At 50.0% G+C, this 18,946-nt stretch carries 13 protein-coding genes; 8 read left to right on the top strand and 5 right to left on the bottom strand.

Going from position 1 to position 18,946, the window contains the following annotated elements; genetic code table 11:
- Positions 1–94: 94 nt before the first annotated feature.
- Positions 95–1,519: a putrescine aminotransferase gene (locus EL633_RS04765; RefSeq protein ID WP_126626093.1), complete on the top strand. Its 1,425-nt coding sequence runs from the start codon at positions 95–97 to the stop codon at positions 1,517–1,519.
- A 58-nt stretch (positions 1,520–1,577) separates the two neighbouring features.
- Here the strand turns inward: EL633_RS04765 and EL633_RS04760 are convergent, their stop codons facing one another.
- On the bottom strand, positions 1,578–2,549 hold the full coding sequence (locus tag EL633_RS04760; protein WP_126626092.1) for a uroporphyrinogen decarboxylase family protein: 972 nt from the start codon (positions 2,547–2,549) through the stop codon (positions 1,578–1,580).
- 3 nt (positions 2,550–2,552) lie between these two features.
- Positions 2,553–2,825: a hypothetical protein gene (locus EL633_RS04755; protein WP_126626091.1), complete on the bottom strand. Its 273-nt coding sequence runs from the start codon at positions 2,823–2,825 to the stop codon at positions 2,553–2,555.
- A 336-nt stretch (positions 2,826–3,161) separates the two neighbouring features.
- On the opposite strand from EL633_RS04755, the gene ade reads away from it, so the two are divergent.
- The 5 genes from ade (at position 3,162) to EL633_RS04730 (ending at position 13,162) form a co-directional block, all read left to right on the top strand.
- Positions 3,162–4,907, top strand: a complete 1,746-nt coding sequence (gene ade / locus EL633_RS04750; protein WP_126626090.1) for an adenine deaminase — start codon at positions 3,162–3,164, stop codon at positions 4,905–4,907.
- A gap of 5 nt (positions 4,908–4,912) precedes the next feature.
- The gene (locus tag EL633_RS04745; RefSeq protein ID WP_126626089.1) at positions 4,913–5,881 is read left to right on the top strand and encodes an FAD binding domain-containing protein; all 969 of its coding nucleotides are present in this window, start codon (positions 4,913–4,915) and stop codon (positions 5,879–5,881) included.
- The gene (locus EL633_RS04740) at positions 5,882–8,854 is read left to right on the top strand and encodes a molybdopterin-dependent oxidoreductase (RefSeq protein WP_126626088.1); all 2,973 of its coding nucleotides are present in this window, start codon (positions 5,882–5,884) and stop codon (positions 8,852–8,854) included.
- Between the two features lie 965 nt (positions 8,855–9,819).
- On the top strand, positions 9,820–10,752 hold the full coding sequence (locus EL633_RS04735; RefSeq protein WP_126626087.1) for a hypothetical protein: 933 nt from the start codon (positions 9,820–9,822) through the stop codon (positions 10,750–10,752).
- Between the two features lie 427 nt (positions 10,753–11,179).
- Positions 11,180–13,162, top strand: a complete 1,983-nt coding sequence (locus EL633_RS04730) for a protein kinase domain-containing protein (RefSeq protein WP_126626086.1) — start codon at positions 11,180–11,182, stop codon at positions 13,160–13,162.
- A 27-nt stretch (positions 13,163–13,189) separates the two neighbouring features.
- Here the strand turns inward: EL633_RS04730 and EL633_RS04725 are convergent, their stop codons facing one another.
- Both EL633_RS04725 and EL633_RS04720 read right to left on the bottom strand, forming a co-directional pair.
- Entirely contained in the window at positions 13,190–13,855 is a 666-nt protein-coding gene (locus EL633_RS04725) for a response regulator (RefSeq protein WP_161981949.1), read from the bottom strand.
- Positions 13,856–13,896: 41 nt separating this feature from the next.
- Complete coding sequence (locus EL633_RS04720) at positions 13,897–15,837, bottom strand: GAF domain-containing sensor histidine kinase (protein WP_161981948.1); 1,941 nt, start codon at positions 15,835–15,837, stop codon at positions 13,897–13,899.
- A 669-nt stretch (positions 15,838–16,506) separates the two neighbouring features.
- Here EL633_RS04720 and EL633_RS04715 point away from each other — a divergent pair.
- Entirely contained in the window at positions 16,507–16,866 is a 360-nt protein-coding gene (locus tag EL633_RS04715; RefSeq protein ID WP_126626084.1) for a hypothetical protein, read from the top strand.
- A 317-nt stretch (positions 16,867–17,183) separates the two neighbouring features.
- Entirely contained in the window at positions 17,184–18,194 is a 1,011-nt protein-coding gene (locus EL633_RS04710) for a tyrosine-type recombinase/integrase (RefSeq protein WP_126626083.1), read from the top strand.
- Positions 18,195–18,261: 67 nt separating this feature from the next.
- Here EL633_RS04710 and EL633_RS04705 read toward each other — a convergent pair whose 3' ends face one another.
- Complete coding sequence (locus tag EL633_RS04705) at positions 18,262–18,915, bottom strand: zinc ribbon domain-containing protein (protein ID WP_126626082.1); 654 nt, start codon at positions 18,913–18,915, stop codon at positions 18,262–18,264.
- Between the last annotated feature and the right edge of the window lie 31 nt (positions 18,916–18,946).

The raw sequence follows: 18,946 nt of genomic DNA, 5'->3' as shown, positions 1-18,946 counted from the left end.
TAGTTGCTTACAAGCAAGCATAGTGGTGCTGTCAGATGTATGCGGATCGACCGTGGCAGAGATTGCTTTTGCCGCATTCCCGGAAAGGATTTATATGAGTTCCGATGGTTTACTAAAGGCCCTTAATGACTCCCAGCGCTATCTTGATGTTGTGCACAAGCCCCAGCTAGGAAAAAGCGAGGCTGAGTGGCTGGTGGAGACCACGGTTGAGAATTTTGCCAAATATTATAACAGTGGATTTATCGAATATCGTAAATCGGTCGCGGAAGCAGGTGATTTTGCTTCGGTGGAATGGACTGGCCGTGGAGCAACCTTCAGAGATGTGATGGGGAAGGAATATATCGACTGCCTGGGTGGCTTTGGTGTCTTTAACCTGGGCTGGGCACATCCTAAGGTCATAGGGGCCGTACAGGCACAGCTACAGAAGAGTCCGTTACCTACACAAGAGTTATTAGATCCTCTACGTGGTATGCTGGCACATCTGCTGGCAGAGATTACTCCTGGCGATATCCAGTATAGTTTCTTTGTTGGTAGTGGTACCGAGGCGGTAGAAGGTGCCATGAAAGTTGCCAAGCTGTATACACGTAAGAGTGGTTTTATCGCGGCTGTGCGTGGTTTCCATGGGAAGACAACTGGCTCGCTTTCGTTAACCGGAAAATCAATCTTCCGGCGGCCAGCGATGCCATTGCATAACAATATCTATCACGTGCCCTTTGGGGATGCCGAGGCGATTGAGCAGCAATTAAGTATTGCCAAAGAAGTGGGCAATGACATTGCAGCCGTTGTGCTTGAGCCGATCCAGGGTGAAGCGGGCGCGATTGTGCCGCCAGATGACTACTGGCCAAGGGTGCGACAGCTCTGTGATGAACATGAAGTTTTACTGATCGCGGATGAAGTACAGACTGGACTTGGACGGACTGGCAAGTTGTGGGGGGTTGATCATTGGGATGTGGCGCCAGATATTATCACGTCTGCCAAGGCTCTGGGTGGTGGTGTCATGCCGATTGGGGCTTTTATGGCCAGTCCAAAAATCTGGAGCGTGTTTAATAGCAATCCTTTTATTCATACCTCCACCACTGGTGGCAATCCATTGGCCTGTGCCGCTGCCATTGCCGCTATCAATGTCACGCTTGAAGAGAATCTGGTCGAGCAGGCTGCTGAGAAGGGCGAGTATTTCATCAAGCATTTGAAAGAAATTGCCGCGCGCCATTCAGACATTTATACCGATATTACGGGCAAGGGACTGCTGATCGGACAGCATTTTGTTAATGATGATATCGGCTATGAGATTGCTTCAGGCCTGTTCAAACGTGGAGTGTTGATTTCAGGTACCTTGAATAACTCCCGTGTGATTCGTATCGAGCCGCCACTGGTCATGACCATGGACGAGATCGATACGGTCTTGAATCGTCTTGAAGATACTATTCAGTCTTTGCATAGCACCACTTCAGGTACAGGTGCCGAGCTACCGAAGGTGTCTCTCCTATCCGATGACACCAAAAGCCACATTGTGGCCTGATTGCTAGCTTGATGGATGTGTGCTCCATATAACATGATGGAGCACACCCATATCTCCATTAGTGTAATTGATCAAGCAGCCTACGTGCGATCTGTAGTGGCCGTTCCGACACATCATCAGGAATTGAGCAGCCATTAGCCAGAATCAAGCGATGGCCTTTCGTCTGCATGATTGCCCCCAGCATCTCATTCTCAATCTCAGTCTCGCTACCATGGGTCAATGGACCCCGCTCCCAGAGACCACCCATCAGACATTTATCGGTCAGTTCCAGGGCTTCACCCAGGCTTGGTCCAGTCAGGCGATCACTCCAGCTCAATACCTGTACTGGATAGTCGGTGAATAGATCAAAGTAGACCTGATCCTCTATCTGACTGGGATCCGCATGGATATGGACAATATTGAGCCAGCCGGCCTGCGCACCCTTGAGCGCTTCCAGATCATAAGGACGGCCGAAGCGTAGATATTCTTCACGGCTAAAATCCGCATTGGTAGCTCCCATACAGGAAAAGAAAATACCACTGGCACCGGCAGCAATGGCAGCCTGCATCAGGCGCTGTAGATTGTCCGCGACTATCGCCAGTCCTTTTTCTATTGGAGCAGGATTACTGCGAGCTCCTGCCAGGATGAGATTTTTTCCGGTGAAGTCGGCTCCCATAAAGTTAAAGAGGTAGGTGAGTGGACTAAACAGGGTCAATATTAAGGGATAATCGGGGCCTAGTTGCTGGCGCAACAGGCGTATGCAGAGTAGTTGCTCTTGAAAAGCCGGTGTCTCTAGCTCCAGGCGAGGCAGAAAACGCAGCTGCTCCACCTCCTGAATACCTTCTACCGGCTCAGGATAAGGCAGATCTGGCATAATCTTAACGATATCCAGTTCATACTTCGTTTTAAAGAACTCAAAGGTTGCCGCCGCCAATTGTTTGCCAGAGCCTTGTGGTCGAAAATGATGCCAGAAACAGAATGGCACCCGATCCACTGTTTCTCCTCGCAAGGCGGCACGCACCCGTTCGCCCGGCGTCATCTGCTGAGACATATATTATAGGTCCTCTTCTTCCTGATACGCCTGATAATCTCCGTGCTCAATTTTGATGATGCGTGTTTCATTTTTGTTGGTACTTCGCTCTTGCGCAGGAATTTCCCGCGAGCTAAGTCCCTGTGCATAGCGGGCCTTGTCAAAATCTGATCGTTCATGAGCGATATCACTCAGTACCTTATCGAACCAGTTGGCAAGGATTGCGCCAGCGATCGCGCCGCCGGTCAGGGCAACGATCTTGACGATCGCGCCACCAACAGTATTATTATTTTCCATTCTGGTTATCCTTTCGCTGCATGCGCAGTGGGTATTAACAACCGTCTGCTATAGAGTATACGTTAGAGAGGTCCCGCGGGATGAAAATCTGGTTTTAAATTGGCTTCTTATGATATTGTGGCTTAAATCTGGTACCCATGTACACCCATAATGGTTATCGTGTCGGCTGAATTAGAGCAAAAGTAAATCTATGTGTTAAAATCTGCTACTGAGTTCGATAGAAAATGGCTTTCGCCAGAAGAATAATAAGGTAGTATTTGGGAGTGGATGCATAGTTAGAAGGTGGCGAGTTGGGTTCTTTGGATGCAGCTATTTGCAGCAGAAGTGAGGATATTGATGGATGAATTACGAAGGCATATTCGGATCGCACGTGGTGAAGAGCCAGCAGATCTGTTGCTGCGTAATGCAAGGCTGGTGAATGTCTGTAGCGGAGAGTGTTATCAGGCAGATATCGCGATTGCGGATGGTATGGTGGTGGGTGTACTGGCTCAAGATGATAGTGCACACACACCCTATACTGCCCATGAGGTGCGTGATTTGCAAGGTCGCTGGTTAGCTCCTGCGCTGATTGATGGTCATATGCATATCGAAAGTACGATGTTGACCCTGGCCGAATTCGCGCGTCTGGTGGTTCCGCGTGGCGTGACCACCGTTATGCTTGATCCCCATGAATTTGCCAATGTCCTGGGCCTGGATGGCATTCGCTATGTGCTAGAAGCAGGCCGCAACGTGCCTATGGCCGCCTATGTAATGTTATCATCCTGCGTGCCTGCATCCAGCTTTGAGAGCCCTTATCGCACGTTATTAGCCGAGGATCTCATACAGTTGTTGGGTGAAGAGCGTGTGCTGGGTCTGGCCGAGATGATGAATATTCCTGGTGTCCTGGGAGCGGACTCCCAGGTGCTGGCAAAGATTCAAGCCACACAGCAACACCGTCTGGCGGTGGATGGACATGCTCCTGGTGTTAACGCACGCGATTTGAATGCGTATGTTGTGGCAGGCATCCAGTCAGATCATGAGTGTACAACAGTAGAAGAGGCGCGACAGCGTATTCGTCTGGGCATGTGGCTGATGATTCGTGAAGGGTCGGCCGCCCAGAATCTCGATGCGCTCCTCCCGTTAGTCAAAGAGCTACATCCTCCCCGTGTATTTTTTGTGACCGATGATCGTGATCCTGCCGATATCATGACCCGTGGGCATATCGACTCGATGGTGCGCCGCGCGATCGAGCTGGGACTGGATCCGGTTGAGGCCATACGTCTGGCATCATATAGTACCGCTCAATATTTTGGTTTACAGAATCGTGGCGCGATTGCCCCGGGGTATCGCGCGGATCTGGTCGTTCTGGATGATCTGGCTACATTTCAGGTGGCGGAAGTTTATAAAGATGGTGTTTTGACTGCGCAGGCTGGCTCTTTGCTGGCTGAAATTGTGGAAGAGCCCTCAAGTATCACCAACATCACCGGTACTGTACATATTGGAAATGTTACTGAAGCTGACTTGCGCATCGCCGGAAAACCAGGGCTGGTGGAAGTTATCGGTATCGAACCTGGACAGATTACGACCAGGCACCTGCGCGAAGAGGCTCCTTTGCGACAGGATGAGATTGTGGCTGATCCTGAGCGCGATCTGTTGAAACTGGTAGTGATTGAGCGACACCATGCCAGTGGACGGGTAGGGCTGGGCCTGGTTAAAGGCTTTGGCCTGCGAAAGGGGGCCATCGCCTCCAGTGTCGCTCACGATGCTCATAATATAGTAATTGCGGGCGCGAGTGATAGTGATATTCTGCTGGCTGCATATACATTGGAAGAGATGGGAGGCGGTTTTGTCTGCGTCGTAGATGGGCAGATCAAAGCGCGTGTCGCGTTGCCGATTGGTGGTCTGGTCTCACCACTACCAGCGGCCGAAGTGGTGCAACAATTACGTACACTGGATGCCGCTGCCGCTGAACTGGGATGTTCCCTGGAGCATCCTTGTATGACCCTGAGTTTCCTTTCACTTTCAGTTATCCCGTCACTTAAATTGACGGATCAAGGCTTGATTGACGTTGAAACGTTTACTCGCATCCCTCTACAAAGGTAATACGCATGCTACTGGAGCTGATTGAATATCATTGGGCGGAGGATATCGATGATGTCCTCCTTCTGCTAGGCCGTCTGGATGTGAAGACCGTGCCACTGGCTGGTGGAACGTATCTCCTGGGTATACAAGATGACAGTATTGAAGCTGTTGTGGATTTACGTGATCTGGAACTGGCCTATATTTCTGAAGATGCGCGCGGTCTGCATATCGGCGCGATGACTACCCTGCAGCAGTTGGTGGAATCCCCCCTGCTTAAAGACTTTGCTACAGGGTTGCTGATGCGGTCAGCCTCTGCCTCCTCTTCATCTCGTCTGATTCGCAATAGCGCGACCATTGGTGGAACGATCGGAGCCGGCATCAAATCGCATGCCGATCTGCTGACCGCACTGGTGGCGCTGGATGCTGAGGTCCTGGTGCGCTCAGGCTCAAAAACGCAGGTAGATCTGAGCGGTGGCACCAACGAGCGACCAGGGCTGTCCCTGGCCGGTGTGGTCTACAAAGGCAAGCAAGAGCGCCGTATCCCATGTCGTGAGGTAACGATTGAGCGCCTCCCTGGTGAATTGATTATTGAGGCTATCGTGCCTCGTCCGAGTTTAAGTAGTGGGGCCTCATTTATGCGTGTCAGTCGCACTCCTGCGGATGTGGCCCTCTTAAATGCCGCGGCGGTAATTGAGATTGAAGGCAATAGCTATCGAAAGGTGCGTCTGGCTATGGGAGGAGCCTCAATGGAACCGGAGCGCCTGCTCGCCGTTGAGCGGCTGCTCGAAGGCACACCCGTCATGAATCCACTCAATAGTCAGAAGCTTCTCTCCTTGTTGCAGGAAGGTATGGCGACATTTCGTCCACCGGCAGATCTCCGTGCCAGTAGCAGCTATCGGCGTGTAAGTGGCATGGGGCTGGCGTATCGTGCGCTGGAAGAGGCGATGAATATAGCCAATTGGCGCAGCATGGTCACATCGGAAAGAAGAAGCTAGATGGAACTCGAATTACGTATTAATGGAGTCACTGAGGGTATCGAAGCTGCCCCCAATGAGTCATTACTTTCTTTATTGCGTCGTCAGGGATATACCAGCGTCAAGCATGGCTGTGAAACGGGTGAATGTGGCGCTTGCACCGTGCTGGTGGATGGTGTGCCGCGACCCAGTTGTGTGATGCTGGCAGCCCAGGTTGGAGGATGTAGCCTCTCAACCGTGGAAAATCTGGGCTCTGCTGAGAAGCTACATCCTTTGCAGTCTGCCTTTATTGAACTGGGAGCAGTCGGCTGCGGCTTTTGTACTTCTGGTATGTTGCTCTCGGCCCAGGCCCTGTTACAGAGTAATCCCACACCTTCGGAAGAAGATGTGCGTGACGCTTTGTCAGGTAATCTCTGCCGCTGCACCGGTTATGCCAAACCTGTACAGGCAGTTCTACGTGCCGCGGCCCTTATGCGCGGCGATAAAGCCGAGCCCGTTAAACATGCCATTATTTCAGCCGATGAGCAGCATGTGGGCCAGATGGATGGTGATACTGATAAGCAGCCAGGCCTGGTGTCCAGTGGCACGACGACCAAGATCGGAGCCGTTACCACCAAGATTCCAACGTTGACACCACAAATGCTGGCGGCAGCCAGCACGGCAGCAGCGCCGGTTGTCCCGCGCCCGCGCATCCCGCTGCAAGTAATGGGGACCGCGACCCCGGCCAGCAATGCGCTCAAAGCTACAACTGGCAAGACGATGTTTGCCGGAGACCAGACATTGAACCGCATGGCCTATGCACGTATTTTGACCAGCCCGCATGCCCATGCCGTCATTCGAGCGATCGATGTCTCACACGCCCAGGCCCTCTCAGGTGTCCTGGCAGTACTAACATATAAGGATGTGCCGCGCGTACCCTATTCCAGCATCGAGCGTATTGGGAGTGAAGAGCCATTGCGCGATCAGTACTGTCTGGATTATGTGATGCGCTATGTTGGAGATCGTGTGGCCGTCGTCGTGGCGGAGACCGCCGAAATAGCCGAGCAGGCGCTAACGTTAATAAACGTTGAATATGAGGCGCAGCCAGTCATTCTGGATCCGCGCCAGGCTATGGCTCAAGGAGCCGCAAGAATCCATGCTGAAGGCGAGTCGCATGGTATTTTAGATGCAACCCGCAACATCGCTGCCAGGGTACGTACAGAAGTTGGAGATGTTGAGAAAGGTTTTGCGGCCTCCGAGCATGTCATAGAGACAGAATATCTGGTGCCACCAACGCAACAGGCACCGCTTGAGAAGTATAGCGTTATCACCTATTTTGATCCTGAAGAGTATCTGGTCGTACGCACAAATAGTCAGCTGCCACATTATTTACGGCGGACCCTGGCTCAGGTGATTGGTTTGCCCATGCGCCGCATTCGGGTTGAGCAGCCAGAAATTGGTGGTAATTTTGGTGCGCGGCAGCATATGGAGGGCGAGGATCTTTGTGCCTTGCTCACCATGGTCACCAAACGTCCCGTCAAGTTAGAATACTCACGGGCTGAAGAGTTCCAGCATAACCATATGCGGCAACAATATATTTTGCGTATGAAAACAGGCTTCCGACGTGATGGAACCCTGGTGGCCAGCCAGATGGTGGTCCTGGCAGATACAGGTGCATATGCTACCCATGTGCTAACTAATGCGATCCAGGCCGTTAATGCTCTTGCCCTCTATCCCTGCCAGAATATGCGTTTCCTGGCTGAAGTCCTCTATACTAACCATGCGCCAGCCAGTTCATCCCAGGGGTATGAGTTACAGCATGAGTATCTGGCCCTGGAGAGTCATCTGGATGATGTGGCGCGTCAACTGGGTATAGATGCGTTGACGCTACGTCGCCGCAACTGCCTGAAGGTGGGCGACCGCTATCCATTACCGCCGACCGTGGGCGGAAGCAACGGTAGCAATATTGTGATCGAGAATTGCGAGCTGGCCGCCTGCCTGCGCCAGGTTGAGGAGAAATTAGGCTGGAAGGCCAAACGTGGACAAAAAAGCAATGATCGCTATCGACGCGGCGTAGGTATGGCTATCTCCTTTTATGGCGATGCCGGTATCGTTAATAGCACCAGTGGAGCCAGTATTAAACTAAATGAAGATGGTTCCTTTGATCTCTTTGCTGGCCGCAGCGAAAATGGGACTCAGTTGAACACCTTCTTGAGCCAGATCGCCGCCGAAGTACTGGGTGTTACTAGCAGCGACATCCTGTTGCATAATGCTGATACCAGCGTGGCTCCCTTTGAAAATAGTGCCAATGACGTTGCGGCCTTTTACATGGGTGGCAATGTCGTCAAGAAAGCGACCGAGCAGATCAGACGCCAGATTATGATGGTGGCTGCCCGTATGCTCGGTGTAGTACCCGAAACCTTGAAGATCAATAACGGCATTATTCGGGGTGCACATGGTGCGCAGGTCACCATGGCCCAGGTTGCGATGCAGGCCATGTATACCGAGAATCGTCAACTTATGACTACTGCCTCCTGGAAGGCTCAGCAGATGCCACTGACCTTCGCTGTTCAGGGAATAGAAGTCGAAGTAGATATCGAGACCGGTGGTATTCGCATTGTAAAAGCCATCACGGCTATTGACGCCGGTCGCCCTATCAATCCCGCGCTCTTAGAGGTACAGGTTGAAGGAGACGTGGCTCAGGCCCTGGGAAGAAGCATCAGTGAAGAGATGTTCTATGATGCTGATGGTGTGCCACTGATTACCAGCTGGCAGGACTCCCATCTCTTCTCCGCTATAGAGATGCCGGAGTTGCAAACCTATCTGATTGAATCGAACGATACCTCTGAACTATTTGGTGCCCGAGCTGTGGCCGGCATTGCCCTGTATGGCATTGCTCCCGCCATCTCCAATGCTATTTTCGATGCTGTGGATATTCGTATTCGCCAACTCCCCTTTACGCCTGAGCGCATCCTACGCGCGATCCACGCCTATATGGCCAGGCAAGCGAGCTAAAAGCGTATCCCTACCAAAACAAGAGAGAAGCTCAGTACCAGATGTGCTGAGCTTCTCTCTTGTGGTCTTCTCAATAACGCCATGTTCCTCCTCAAAAGAGTGGGTATGTGGAAAACTTGCACATGGCGTTATTTAGCTTCCTTATGCATGGTTCAGAACGAGCTTGAAAGGATGTGACAGTTTGGAAAGTCAAAGATCATCCTTATCAGGCTCAAAAACCTTTTTTTATGGCCTGGCACTACGGTTCAAAGTGTCACAATGATTTGAACGATGCTTAAGAAGTCCGAGATTCACCGAGCATTGTTTTCGCGCCTCTGTGCGCTTCAACGGTTTTACATGTGCTGTCAAATGGTGCGCTTTGCGCACCATTTGACAGCACATGTAAAAGAAAGATGGGTGCTTTAGCACCTGCGTGTGGCTGGCTGTACGCTTTCCAATGGGGGTGGGCTTCATTAGAATATGTTTATTTCTGTAGTACTTATGATGGAGAAGGGAGAACAATTCGCAAAGGATGATGTCTGGAAGGGGGGGGAGGAGAATAGTCCTTTTTGCCTACTGTTTTGTCTATCAAAAACCTGCCGTCTGGCCGAATAAATAAGTAGATAATCCTCTGTTGCGCATCTTACATAGAGCTGACATGACATGTCATTGTGCGCTTATAAGAAAGGAGGTAGAGTAGATGAAATCAGCAGCACTAGATGTATTGATACAAGATGATGCCAAAAGGAATAGGTACTCTTTTTTACAGATAGCCTGGAATGATTGCCTGCATACTTTTTAGTATATACAGGTACTATTCCTATTTTGATTGATAGTTCTTGCCGTCATTCCCTGCTATAATGCGTGTGGGATAAGACTAGTTTAGATTGGAGTCGTTCATGGCTCGTCGTTTTCATCCAAAAAGCACGCCAAGAGAAAACCTACATATCTTTTTTATTTCCATACCATGGAAATTAATTGTAATATTGCCCATTATGATCGTCCTTGCGGTTCCTACTTTTATCTATGGTGCCCATGCGGGGAGTGGCGTCCTATCATCTGTGACCAATATGTTCTACACGTTGTCGAATGTCTCCAACGAACCAACACCGACCCCCTTGCCAGCCTTCCCAACTGTCTTGCCGCGCGTCGGTGTCATTGAGCATACCATTGGGGAAGGTGATAACTGTGACGCCGTTTTAACCTATAAGATGAATATGCTCGGTGCAAGTGAGATATTCAGTGATACGAATCCTTCAACTGTACAGCAGCTTGGTAAAGATGTGGGACTGGATTGTCATCGGCTACAGCCGGGTATGACTATGCATCTCTCACCGCAATATCCGTTGGTCGCTCTGGGAGGAGTTTTGCTCAAGATCGAGCCTGCCACGGCTCGTGAAGTTTTGCCGACACCATTGATCAAGGTACAATCAAAAGAAGAGTATGCCCCCGATTGTTCCCATGGTTGTCTGTTAACTGTGCGCATCACACCAGAAGTCAAGGTGCGCCTGACGGTGCATACCACCCTTTCACTCCATCCGGGTGCATGGATCTGGACCCAGGCCAGGCTGGCTCGTAAGGCGATTCCCAACTTCCCGAATTATCCTTATGCTGATCCAAATGCAAGCTTGAATGGTATGGCATTGCAGGCCTGTGATTTTCAAGCTAATGATACCCATGATGATGACTCGTTAGCCTGTAGCCAGTTGGATCCCAATAGCATTGATACGGATGGTGGATCCTGGTTATTCGGGGTAGCTGGATCGAATGCATTGGACCACTGGCATTATAAGATTAAAGCGCCAGCTGGAACGCAGATCCTGGTCTGGCTACAAGAGCATGGAGGGCGTTTGAGTTATCATGCCGGTGATCCCATTTACCGCTATGATCCTGCGACACGCCTGTACGTAAAACTCTAATGTAGTATAGCCAGGCACAGATGCACCTGACACATTGAGGAAAGAGACCGGTTCGTGATATAGTGAGGCATACACTTGTGTAAGGCAAGGTTTGCCTCACTATTGTATTGTGAACGTAGTTTTTCGCTAAAAAAGATTTTGGAAGCGCATTATTCATTCCCTTCATCTCAATCAAACAAACACAAACAGCATAAAGGGGTGGTCGTGATGGTCACCGGTGCGTCAACAGACCCTCTTATCATGACGCATCTTTTTTTTGACTGTACGACATCCTTTATTTTTATACACACATTTCGTTGTATCTTTATGATAGGGAATCTCAAGATATAGCAACGAAACGCATGTAAGATCGTTTTATATCTTGTATGTATCAAAAAAAATGGCAGCAGGCATAATCTGTTTGCTTTTGGGGTTATTGGAGTAAGTTATGGCAGACCTGGAGGGAAGAACCCTCGATCGGTATGAATTACAGGAACTCACAGGACGAGGTGGAATGGCAGATGTCTATCGGGCATATGATCCTCACTTTGAGCGTGAAGTTGCTGTAAAGGTGTTTAAACGCGAGGATGAAGATCTGCTCAGGCGCTTTATTCGTGAAGCCCAGTTGATGGCATCCCTCCACAATCCGCATCTGATGCCTGTCTATGACACAGGAACCTGCCGTATTGATGGCATGAATGCATATTATATCGTGATGCCATTCATGGACGGTGGAACGTTACGAGGCCGTGTGCGCCGTTCGGCTCTTTCACTGAAGCAGGCCTGTAACTACCTGCGTGATATCGCCGATGCTCTGGATTATATGCATGAGCAAGGTATTATCCATCGTGATATTAAATCTTCCAATGTGCTTTTAGATGCCGATGGACGCTGTTACCTGGCTGACTTTGGTATTGCGCGTACGGCCTCGGATTCCACACAGTTAACCAGTACCGGTAATGTGCTGGGAACCGTTGATTACATCGCGCCAGAACTCTTTGAATCGAATTATCGGGCCGATGCGCGTAGTGATTATTATTCTCTGGGTGTCCTGCTCTTTGAGATGGTGACGGGCCATCTGCCATTTGTGGCGGAGAACCAGATTGCTGTGGTAGCGATGCATGTGAATAAATTGCCGCCATCCCCACGTACATACGTGCCTGATCTCCCCGTTGCCGTTGAGAACGTTGTCTTGCGAGCGTTGGAGAAACGGCCAGAAATGCGCTATGGTACTGCCAGTGAGCTGGCTACTGCTTTCTGTCGGGCCACCACCGCTAAAGCAACCGCGGCCCTGCCCGTTGCTACTCCCCAGCGGCGGCAGCAGGCTGATGCAGTGAGTGCGGCCTCGTGGCAAGGTGTACCACCACCAGCCTCGTATCCACGCACCAGTCGGCCCATGCCCGCCGTTTCAGCGCCAGCTACAGGCTACTATGGAGCGGCCCCAGGTGCGTATCCTGAACCGGCTCCATATTATCCGCCACCAGTTCCGCAGAAAAATCGGACCGCCCGTAGCCAGGCCTGGATTGTCACCATTATGGCTCTACTGGCTTTACTGATTATGGGTGTCTTTATTTCCTATGCAGTAAATAATAATATTAATCATCGCGCGACCGTTACTACTCCTACGGTCCCGACTGCGACGCCGAATCTGCAGGCGACCGCCCAGATCGGCACTTCGACGGCTCTGGCCCAGGCTAACGGTTCAGCGACCGCGGTCGCTAATACTACAGCGACCGCGGTGGTTAATGCTAAAGCAACGGCAACCCAGAAAAAACAGGCGACCGCTACAGCCAAAGCCAATGCTACAGCCACAGTGCAGGCCAATGCCAGCGCCACAGCAGGAGTTATCCAGACCGCCACGGCGGCCCAGCCTCTTTATACCGATCCATTGAACAATAAAGACAATGCCGATACCCAGGCAGCGCAATGGGACGAAAATGCTGTAAGCTGCACGTTTCAAGATAATGGATATCTTGTGCGGGCCTCGCGCTTGAATGCGTTTGCGCAATGCCATGAGGCGGCAAAGCAATTTCAGAATTTTGCTGTTCAGGTTGACGTCTCAATTCAAAGCGGCCATTCAGGTGGACTCTTTTTCCGCATGGGGACGACGCCGTTGAGTGGATATCTCTTCGAAATTGATGATAAGGGCAATTATAAAATCTCTGTCTCTAAGAATTATGACCTGGGATCGATGAATGTGTTGCGTGATTGGACCAATACTACGGCACTAAAGACAGGGACGCAGAAAAATCGCTTGCAAGTAATTGCTCGTGATAACACCATTCTCCTGTATATCAATGGCGTCTATCAACCGGCACCGATTCAAGATGATACGATAAATACAGGCAATATTGGCTTTTTAGCCAGCCTGGATAAAGGCGATGCCACTAAAGTTCTGTATAGCAACCTCAGTGTTTACCCGCTCGCTTGAGCGGATAGACACCGGGTTGGAGGGGCATTAATTATTCTGCCTGCGTGGCGTCGTTAATTTATGCTCGACTGCGTATGCGGCAGCCTCGCTACGCCGGGAGAGGCCAAGCTTCTCCAGGATATGGCTGACATGGTTGCGCGCGGTTTTCTCGCTCAGGTAGAGCGCTTCGGCGATCTGTTTATTGGTATAGCCGCGCGCGATCAGAGCAAGGACTTCGCGTTCGCGCTCGGTTAAATCATTGCCTGGAATTGATGTTGAGTGGGAGGCCAGCGAATTCATCTGTGTAATGGCCTTCTGACTGGACTCAGGCTGGAGCAAGGATTGTCCAATGGCAACCTGCCGTACGGCTTTCAGTAATTCTGTGCGGCTCACATTTTTAAGCAGATAACCACTGGCACCGGCTAGAATCGAGGCGGTGACAGCCTCATCGTCTGGATAAGAGGTAATCATCAACACGGCAATCTGTGGATGCTCGCTTCTAATCTCACGGCAGGCCTCAATGCCGCCCATCTTCTCCATTCGTACATCCATCAGGATGACCTCTGGCATCAGGACTGAAATCTTGGCCAGAGCTTCGGCGCCATTACTGGCCTCACCTACAACATGTATATCTGGTTCAAGTTCAAAGGCGGCACGCATACCCAGGCGTACAACTTCATGATCATCGACTATCATCAAACGTATTCGGGCCATGGCAAACTCCTTTTTGGCTGGCTAAAGTGGTTCTGATCTGGCTAAAGTGGTATGCTTGCTCGTATTGTCGTGCCGCCAGTAGCTGGCGATAAGACACTGAAATCCCCCCCAAGCTCGGTTGTGCGCTCCCGCATCCCACCCATGCCGTGTCCGGATAGGATGTGTGGTTCTTCAATGGCCTGCTGGGGATCGTTGGAGGCTGGCGTGGGAAGTCCACGGCCGTTATCACATATGTCAACTTCAATATGGTCGGATTGATAGCGTAGGTAGACATCCAGCCGAGTTGCATGGGCGTGTTTATAGGCATTGGTGAGCGCCTCCTGGACAATGCGAAAGAAGGTGGTCCCAATCTGTGCATAACGGCGTGAGCGCAGACGTTGTTCCTCATAACTGGCATCAGACCCCTCGACCGTTAGATGGGTGGGAAGGTCGCTGATAGCCTGGAATTCACGTAACTGGTTACTGAGCATCTGTGTCAGGGTAGTCGTGCCACTCATCAAAGGTTTGAGTGAGAACATATAATTGCGGGTCTCCCACAGAGCCTGTTTAGAGATCGTGACCATCTTGCCCAGCCGCTCCGCCAGCGGCGCGAGCAATTCCGCATCCTCTTCGGAAGCCTCGATAATACGTTGGGCCTGGGCCTCACATGTCTCAGCTTGAAGACTGAGCATATAGGTGAGCTGCGCAATGCCATCATGAATATCGCGGGCAATACGACCACGCTCAGCATCGGCGGCCAGTTGTACCGTTTGTTCTGCCAGACGGATATTTTCTAATGCCACCAGAAGCTGTGTGCCAGCGATAGTCAGGAACTTCTCGTGTTGTGGTCTAAAAGGAGTCATCCTTATGCTCTCAGCCGCCAGTACCAGTTGTATGTGACCATCTTTATGCAGCGGTAAATACAAGCGGGCAATGCCGCTATGTTCATTTTCCAGTGGTTCAAAGCTCATGAACTTTTGCCTGGACCGCAGCACCTTTTGTAACAAGCTTTCACTATCATGTGGCAACTGTTCTGAAGGCAAGGCTGTCTCGGTACAGGTAATCATATTGGACTGAGTTGTGCCCACTCCAACAGGGGCATCTTCATGTTGTTGCAGATCGATAAGCACAATGGTCAGGCGATCAAAGCGACCGTTTTGGATGGGCTTGATACTGCGCTGTAAGAGCTCCTGACGATCACCAGTGCTCTTAAGTAATGTTTCACCAATGTGCACCAGCGCAGCCTGTGTACGTGCGTTCTCGCGTTCCAGACGCTTACTACGGGCATAGTTCTCCAGCAGATTGGATAGATACGCTACCAGAATGGCTAAGATGGGAGTATCAATTAATGAGCCGACGACATCAACCGCGTTTGGCGTATAGGGGACCGCGCCAGGAGCATGGACAAACATACCGAGCAGTGCGAACAGATCATAGCCTAGAGCCGCAATGAGTCCGCCTCTGTAACGGAAGGCCGCGGCGGCGGCAAATACAGTCGACATACCATAACGATAAAAAGGTGAGCCAAGTCCGAAGGGTGGATTAGAAAACGGTCCACTATAATACATGATCAGGCCACAAATAATAACATCCGCACTATAAATAGCAATATTCCAATAGTGGTTACGTGTCTGCATAAATGGAGGAAGGATCTCGGCGTCATCCTCAGCTTGTTGATGTAGCCGTTCCAGTTGCTCCTGCTCCTTGCGTTGCCTGGATGCGCTGGAAAGCAGGCGTGGAAACACAATCTGCAAAACAGGCGCATAGAGTGTCACGATGAGCGTTTCAATAAACGTAATCGTTAACAGCAGGGTCGCCATCGATTTATAATTTACAGCTGGCGTATCGATGTAGCTGGGTTGTGAGAAAACGATCACAATGAAGGCGTAAAGCCACATACTCCAGCGCCAGACCAGGAAAAAATAGCTAGGGATAACCCGAAGTCGTCGCAGGGTTGCGCGTGGCACATTACGCGCCCGAAAAAATTTTCCAGTTTGGCTCATCGCATTTGCCACCTCCATTAGTTTAAAGATGTATGTACCGCAAGCGTACTATTGTAGTAATTATGCATGTGCATATTGTTGAGCGTCAATGAAATAATACCATTCTGTTTGTATTTGTTTGTCTTTATGGAATGTGTGGTGGGGGCGGAATTGTTCTCTATAATAAGACGATGGAAATGATCGGTTTTTCTCTCATTAATTATCCGCATCTACCCATCTCAAAAAGAAATAGATATCATATAGGTGTATAAATAAAAGTGTTTTTGAACGGTTCACATGGAACTATGCTATTTCTTTCAGTGCTAAGCGCGACTATACGTGGTATAATTTTAGCAGAGCTTCCCTGATAAACGGATAGTTTAAGCGAAATCGTTCAAGAACTCTCGTAAAGTTGATAAAAGCTAGCAAGTTATTCGTGAAAAATAAAAGGGGAGCAGCAGATATTTACTATCTGCTGTAAAAGTATTCGACGAAATCCTAATTTGCCTTTGAATTACAGAGAAAAGCGTGGTATCATTAGGCAACTAGGTGTTCAGGTTTATGAGTATCCCAAAAAGGATGCCAAAGGCCGGAGATACGAGATACAAGTCTCTCCACATTAATTATTGGAGGTGCTTCGTGGGATCAACAACACTTATAGCCGTTCTGGACGAGCTGAGAAACCGACCTTTGCGTGTCCGCCCGGTACGCTACATGGGTCGCGAATGGTGGGCTATTGACACCGAAGATATCTGGCCCGGAATGGTAATGGACCTGCGGCGTCTGGGATTTGAATCTGTGGCTATGGAAGAGAACGTTTTAGTGCGAGAAAGTTCTCCAACTCCTGAATTGCAGATGGCTGGCCCCAATGCGCTTGAAGGGTTAAAGCCTTTTCCAACGATTCATCCGACAATTCAGATCCGCCGCGAATCGTACTTAACCGACTATTCGAATATGGATGAACTAACTGAATTTGAATACAATGAGGATGAGGACGACAACGCAGATGAATGGGAAGAAGAAGATCTGGATGTGAGAGAAGAAGAGTAGCTCCAGGTCTGCTTCTCATACAAAAATAAAGCTATCTTTAAAGCCATCCTGTGCTTACAGGATGGCTTTGCTTTTTTGCAAGGCGATACGCTAGAGAGACGCATTTTAGCTAAAAAGGGATGCTTTGCTATCTTCTAATGTTCTGCTATAATGAAATACATATGTATGTCACGCGCAGGAGTGACGGAATGCGGATCAACATGCGCATTGCCGCCGAGCCTGACCAGCCATCGGTCCGGGTGGTGAGGCGTACATAACATGCGTTGTGCTGAAAAAGAGATTGCAAAAAGAATATAAAAAGTAGTGAGGAGCTAACAATGCAGAAGGATTCTGAGCAGGAAACACAGCCTATCGCGGTACAGACTGAAGAGAAGATGGTTGAACAGGATAACCTTTTTGGAACTCCCATTGTGCTTGATGATGAAGGAGATGAGCCTGAGGCTCCGGCGTCTCCACCTGAGCATATAGCATCACTCACCGATCAAACAAGTTTAGCCGCTTTTATTGAGCCGTATCGAAAAGAATTGGTGCTGCGTGGCAAATCCAATTATACCGTGACATGCTTCCTCTCGGATTTAAAGATGCTAGTTAAATTTATGGGAGCGGATCTGCCGGTTGGCCGTGTGACGAAAGATATGGTAACTGACTGGCTGATGAATTTGAAGTTTGGGACTCCCGGTGTGACGCTGGCCCCTAAAACGATGGCTCGGCGTGTCACCTTCCTCAAGAATTTCTTTACCTGGTTGGAGCGCGAGAACATTATTCGCGAAAATCCATCTTCAAGTTTGACCCTGGAGCGTCCACAGCCACCCCTGCCTGATGTGTTGACGTATGATGAGGTACGTAGTTTGTTAAAGGCAGCTCAGGAAGATGCACGTTGCCATTGTCTGGTCTACTTGATCTTACGAGCAGGACTCAAGAAGGAAGAAGTGATGGGCTTGAAAGTGCATCATATTGATTTGATTGATCCTCTCACTCCACTGGTCTCTGTGCGTTTTGCCGCATCAGCCAATAAGCAGCATCGTGAACGTCGTATCGCTCTACCTGCTGAATTCACAGATATCTTCCGCCGCTACCTGCAAAGCTATCGGGTAACGGATGTTGTTTTTCCCTGCACTGATCGCAATTTAAACTACATCCTGGCTCGTGCAGTCAGTGCCGCGGATATCAAGAAGCGTGTGACGCTGCAATTGTTGCGTGATACCTATGCTGTCCAGCAACTGCGTGCCGGAACCTCACTGGATGGTTTGCGCGAAAAGCTTGGTCTGTCCGATGAAGCCTGGCTGGAAGCCCGAGAAAAATATCGTCGCCTGGCATTTCCTAAGTAAACATATTTCTGATAGTTGATAGCGGCAAGAAATTTTTTTCTTGCCGCTGCTTTTTTTGGGGGAAAAATTAGTGGCGCTGTGGAGGTACTGTCATTCGTTGTGGTGGCTGTTGAGGGGTAATCACAAAACGCGTAGCTTTGCGATTGATGGTGCTGTTAAGTAAGACAATATTTACAATGATCGCCGCGATAACCAGTGGTCCCAGGCAGATTAAACCCAGGCCGAGCGTAAAGAGCGTACCCAGAATCACTAATGGCCAATAGATCAGGAAGCTACAGACAAGTAACGCCACGCCCACAGTTGTTTCCCGTGACATCAGCCAGCCAATCCCAAAGATGCCGAAGAGGGAGAAGATGATTTCAGTGATCAAGGGCGTATTGTCCTTATGGGTCACCGTGAATGTACTATTATTGACGCCTGGAACATAACCTGGAGCATGCGCCTGATAGGCGGGTGGTGGTTGATATGGTGGTGGCGAGGATTGATAACCATTGCCATATGGTTGATGAAAAAGATGCGGATTGTCCTGTACCGGAGGCACCTCGGCCACCGGTGGATAGTTGCGTGGCTGCTGGTTTACTGCTGGTCGTACCGGTTCTGCATAGGAACTGTAGGACGTATGTGCATGCTTGTTGTGAGGCCTATGCCTGACAACACTGCCACATGCGGGGCATATTTTTGTTGATTCTGCAATTTCTTTTCCGCAACGTTCACAAAACATGGCTTGCCGATCCCTCTGATCTCAATGGTTA

Origin of the sequence: Dictyobacter alpinus, from assembly GCF_003967575.1 — a bacterium.
GTDB lineage: Bacteria > Chloroflexota > Ktedonobacteria > Ktedonobacterales > Ktedonobacteraceae > Dictyobacter > Dictyobacter alpinus.
The sequence above is the reverse complement of the archived record's forward strand: the minus strand, read 5'-3'. Positions and strand labels throughout refer to the sequence as shown.

What these genes read in the sequence shown, in the direction of transcription:
- EL633_RS04710 (WP_126626083.1), top strand. Translation starts at nt 17,184, where the DNA reads ATGCAGAAGGATTCTGAGCAGGAAACACAGCCTATCGCGGTACAGACT.
- EL633_RS04725 (WP_161981949.1), bottom strand. Translation starts at nt 13,855, where the DNA reads ATGGCCCGAATACGTTTGATGATAGTCGATGATCATGAAGTTGTACGC.
- EL633_RS04765 (WP_126626093.1), top strand. Translation starts at nt 95, where the DNA reads ATGAGTTCCGATGGTTTACTAAAGGCCCTTAATGACTCCCAGCGCTAT.
- EL633_RS04760 (WP_126626092.1), bottom strand. Translation starts at nt 2,549, where the DNA reads ATGTCTCAGCAGATGACGCCGGGCGAACGGGTGCGTGCCGCCTTGCGA.
- EL633_RS04720 (WP_161981948.1), bottom strand. Translation starts at nt 15,837, where the DNA reads ATGAGCCAAACTGGAAAATTTTTTCGGGCGCGTAATGTGCCACGCGCA.
- EL633_RS04740 (WP_126626088.1), top strand. Translation starts at nt 5,882, where the DNA reads ATGGAACTCGAATTACGTATTAATGGAGTCACTGAGGGTATCGAAGCT.
- ade (WP_126626090.1), top strand. Translation starts at nt 3,162, where the DNA reads ATGGATGAATTACGAAGGCATATTCGGATCGCACGTGGTGAAGAGCCA.
- EL633_RS04730 (WP_126626086.1), top strand. Translation starts at nt 11,180, where the DNA reads ATGGCAGACCTGGAGGGAAGAACCCTCGATCGGTATGAATTACAGGAA.
- EL633_RS04705 (WP_126626082.1), bottom strand. Translation starts at nt 18,915, where the DNA reads ATGTTTTGTGAACGTTGCGGAAAAGAAATTGCAGAATCAACAAAAATA.
- EL633_RS04755 (WP_126626091.1), bottom strand. Translation starts at nt 2,825, where the DNA reads ATGGAAAATAATAATACTGTTGGTGGCGCGATCGTCAAGATCGTTGCC.
- EL633_RS04745 (WP_126626089.1), top strand. Translation starts at nt 4,913, where the DNA reads ATGCTACTGGAGCTGATTGAATATCATTGGGCGGAGGATATCGATGAT.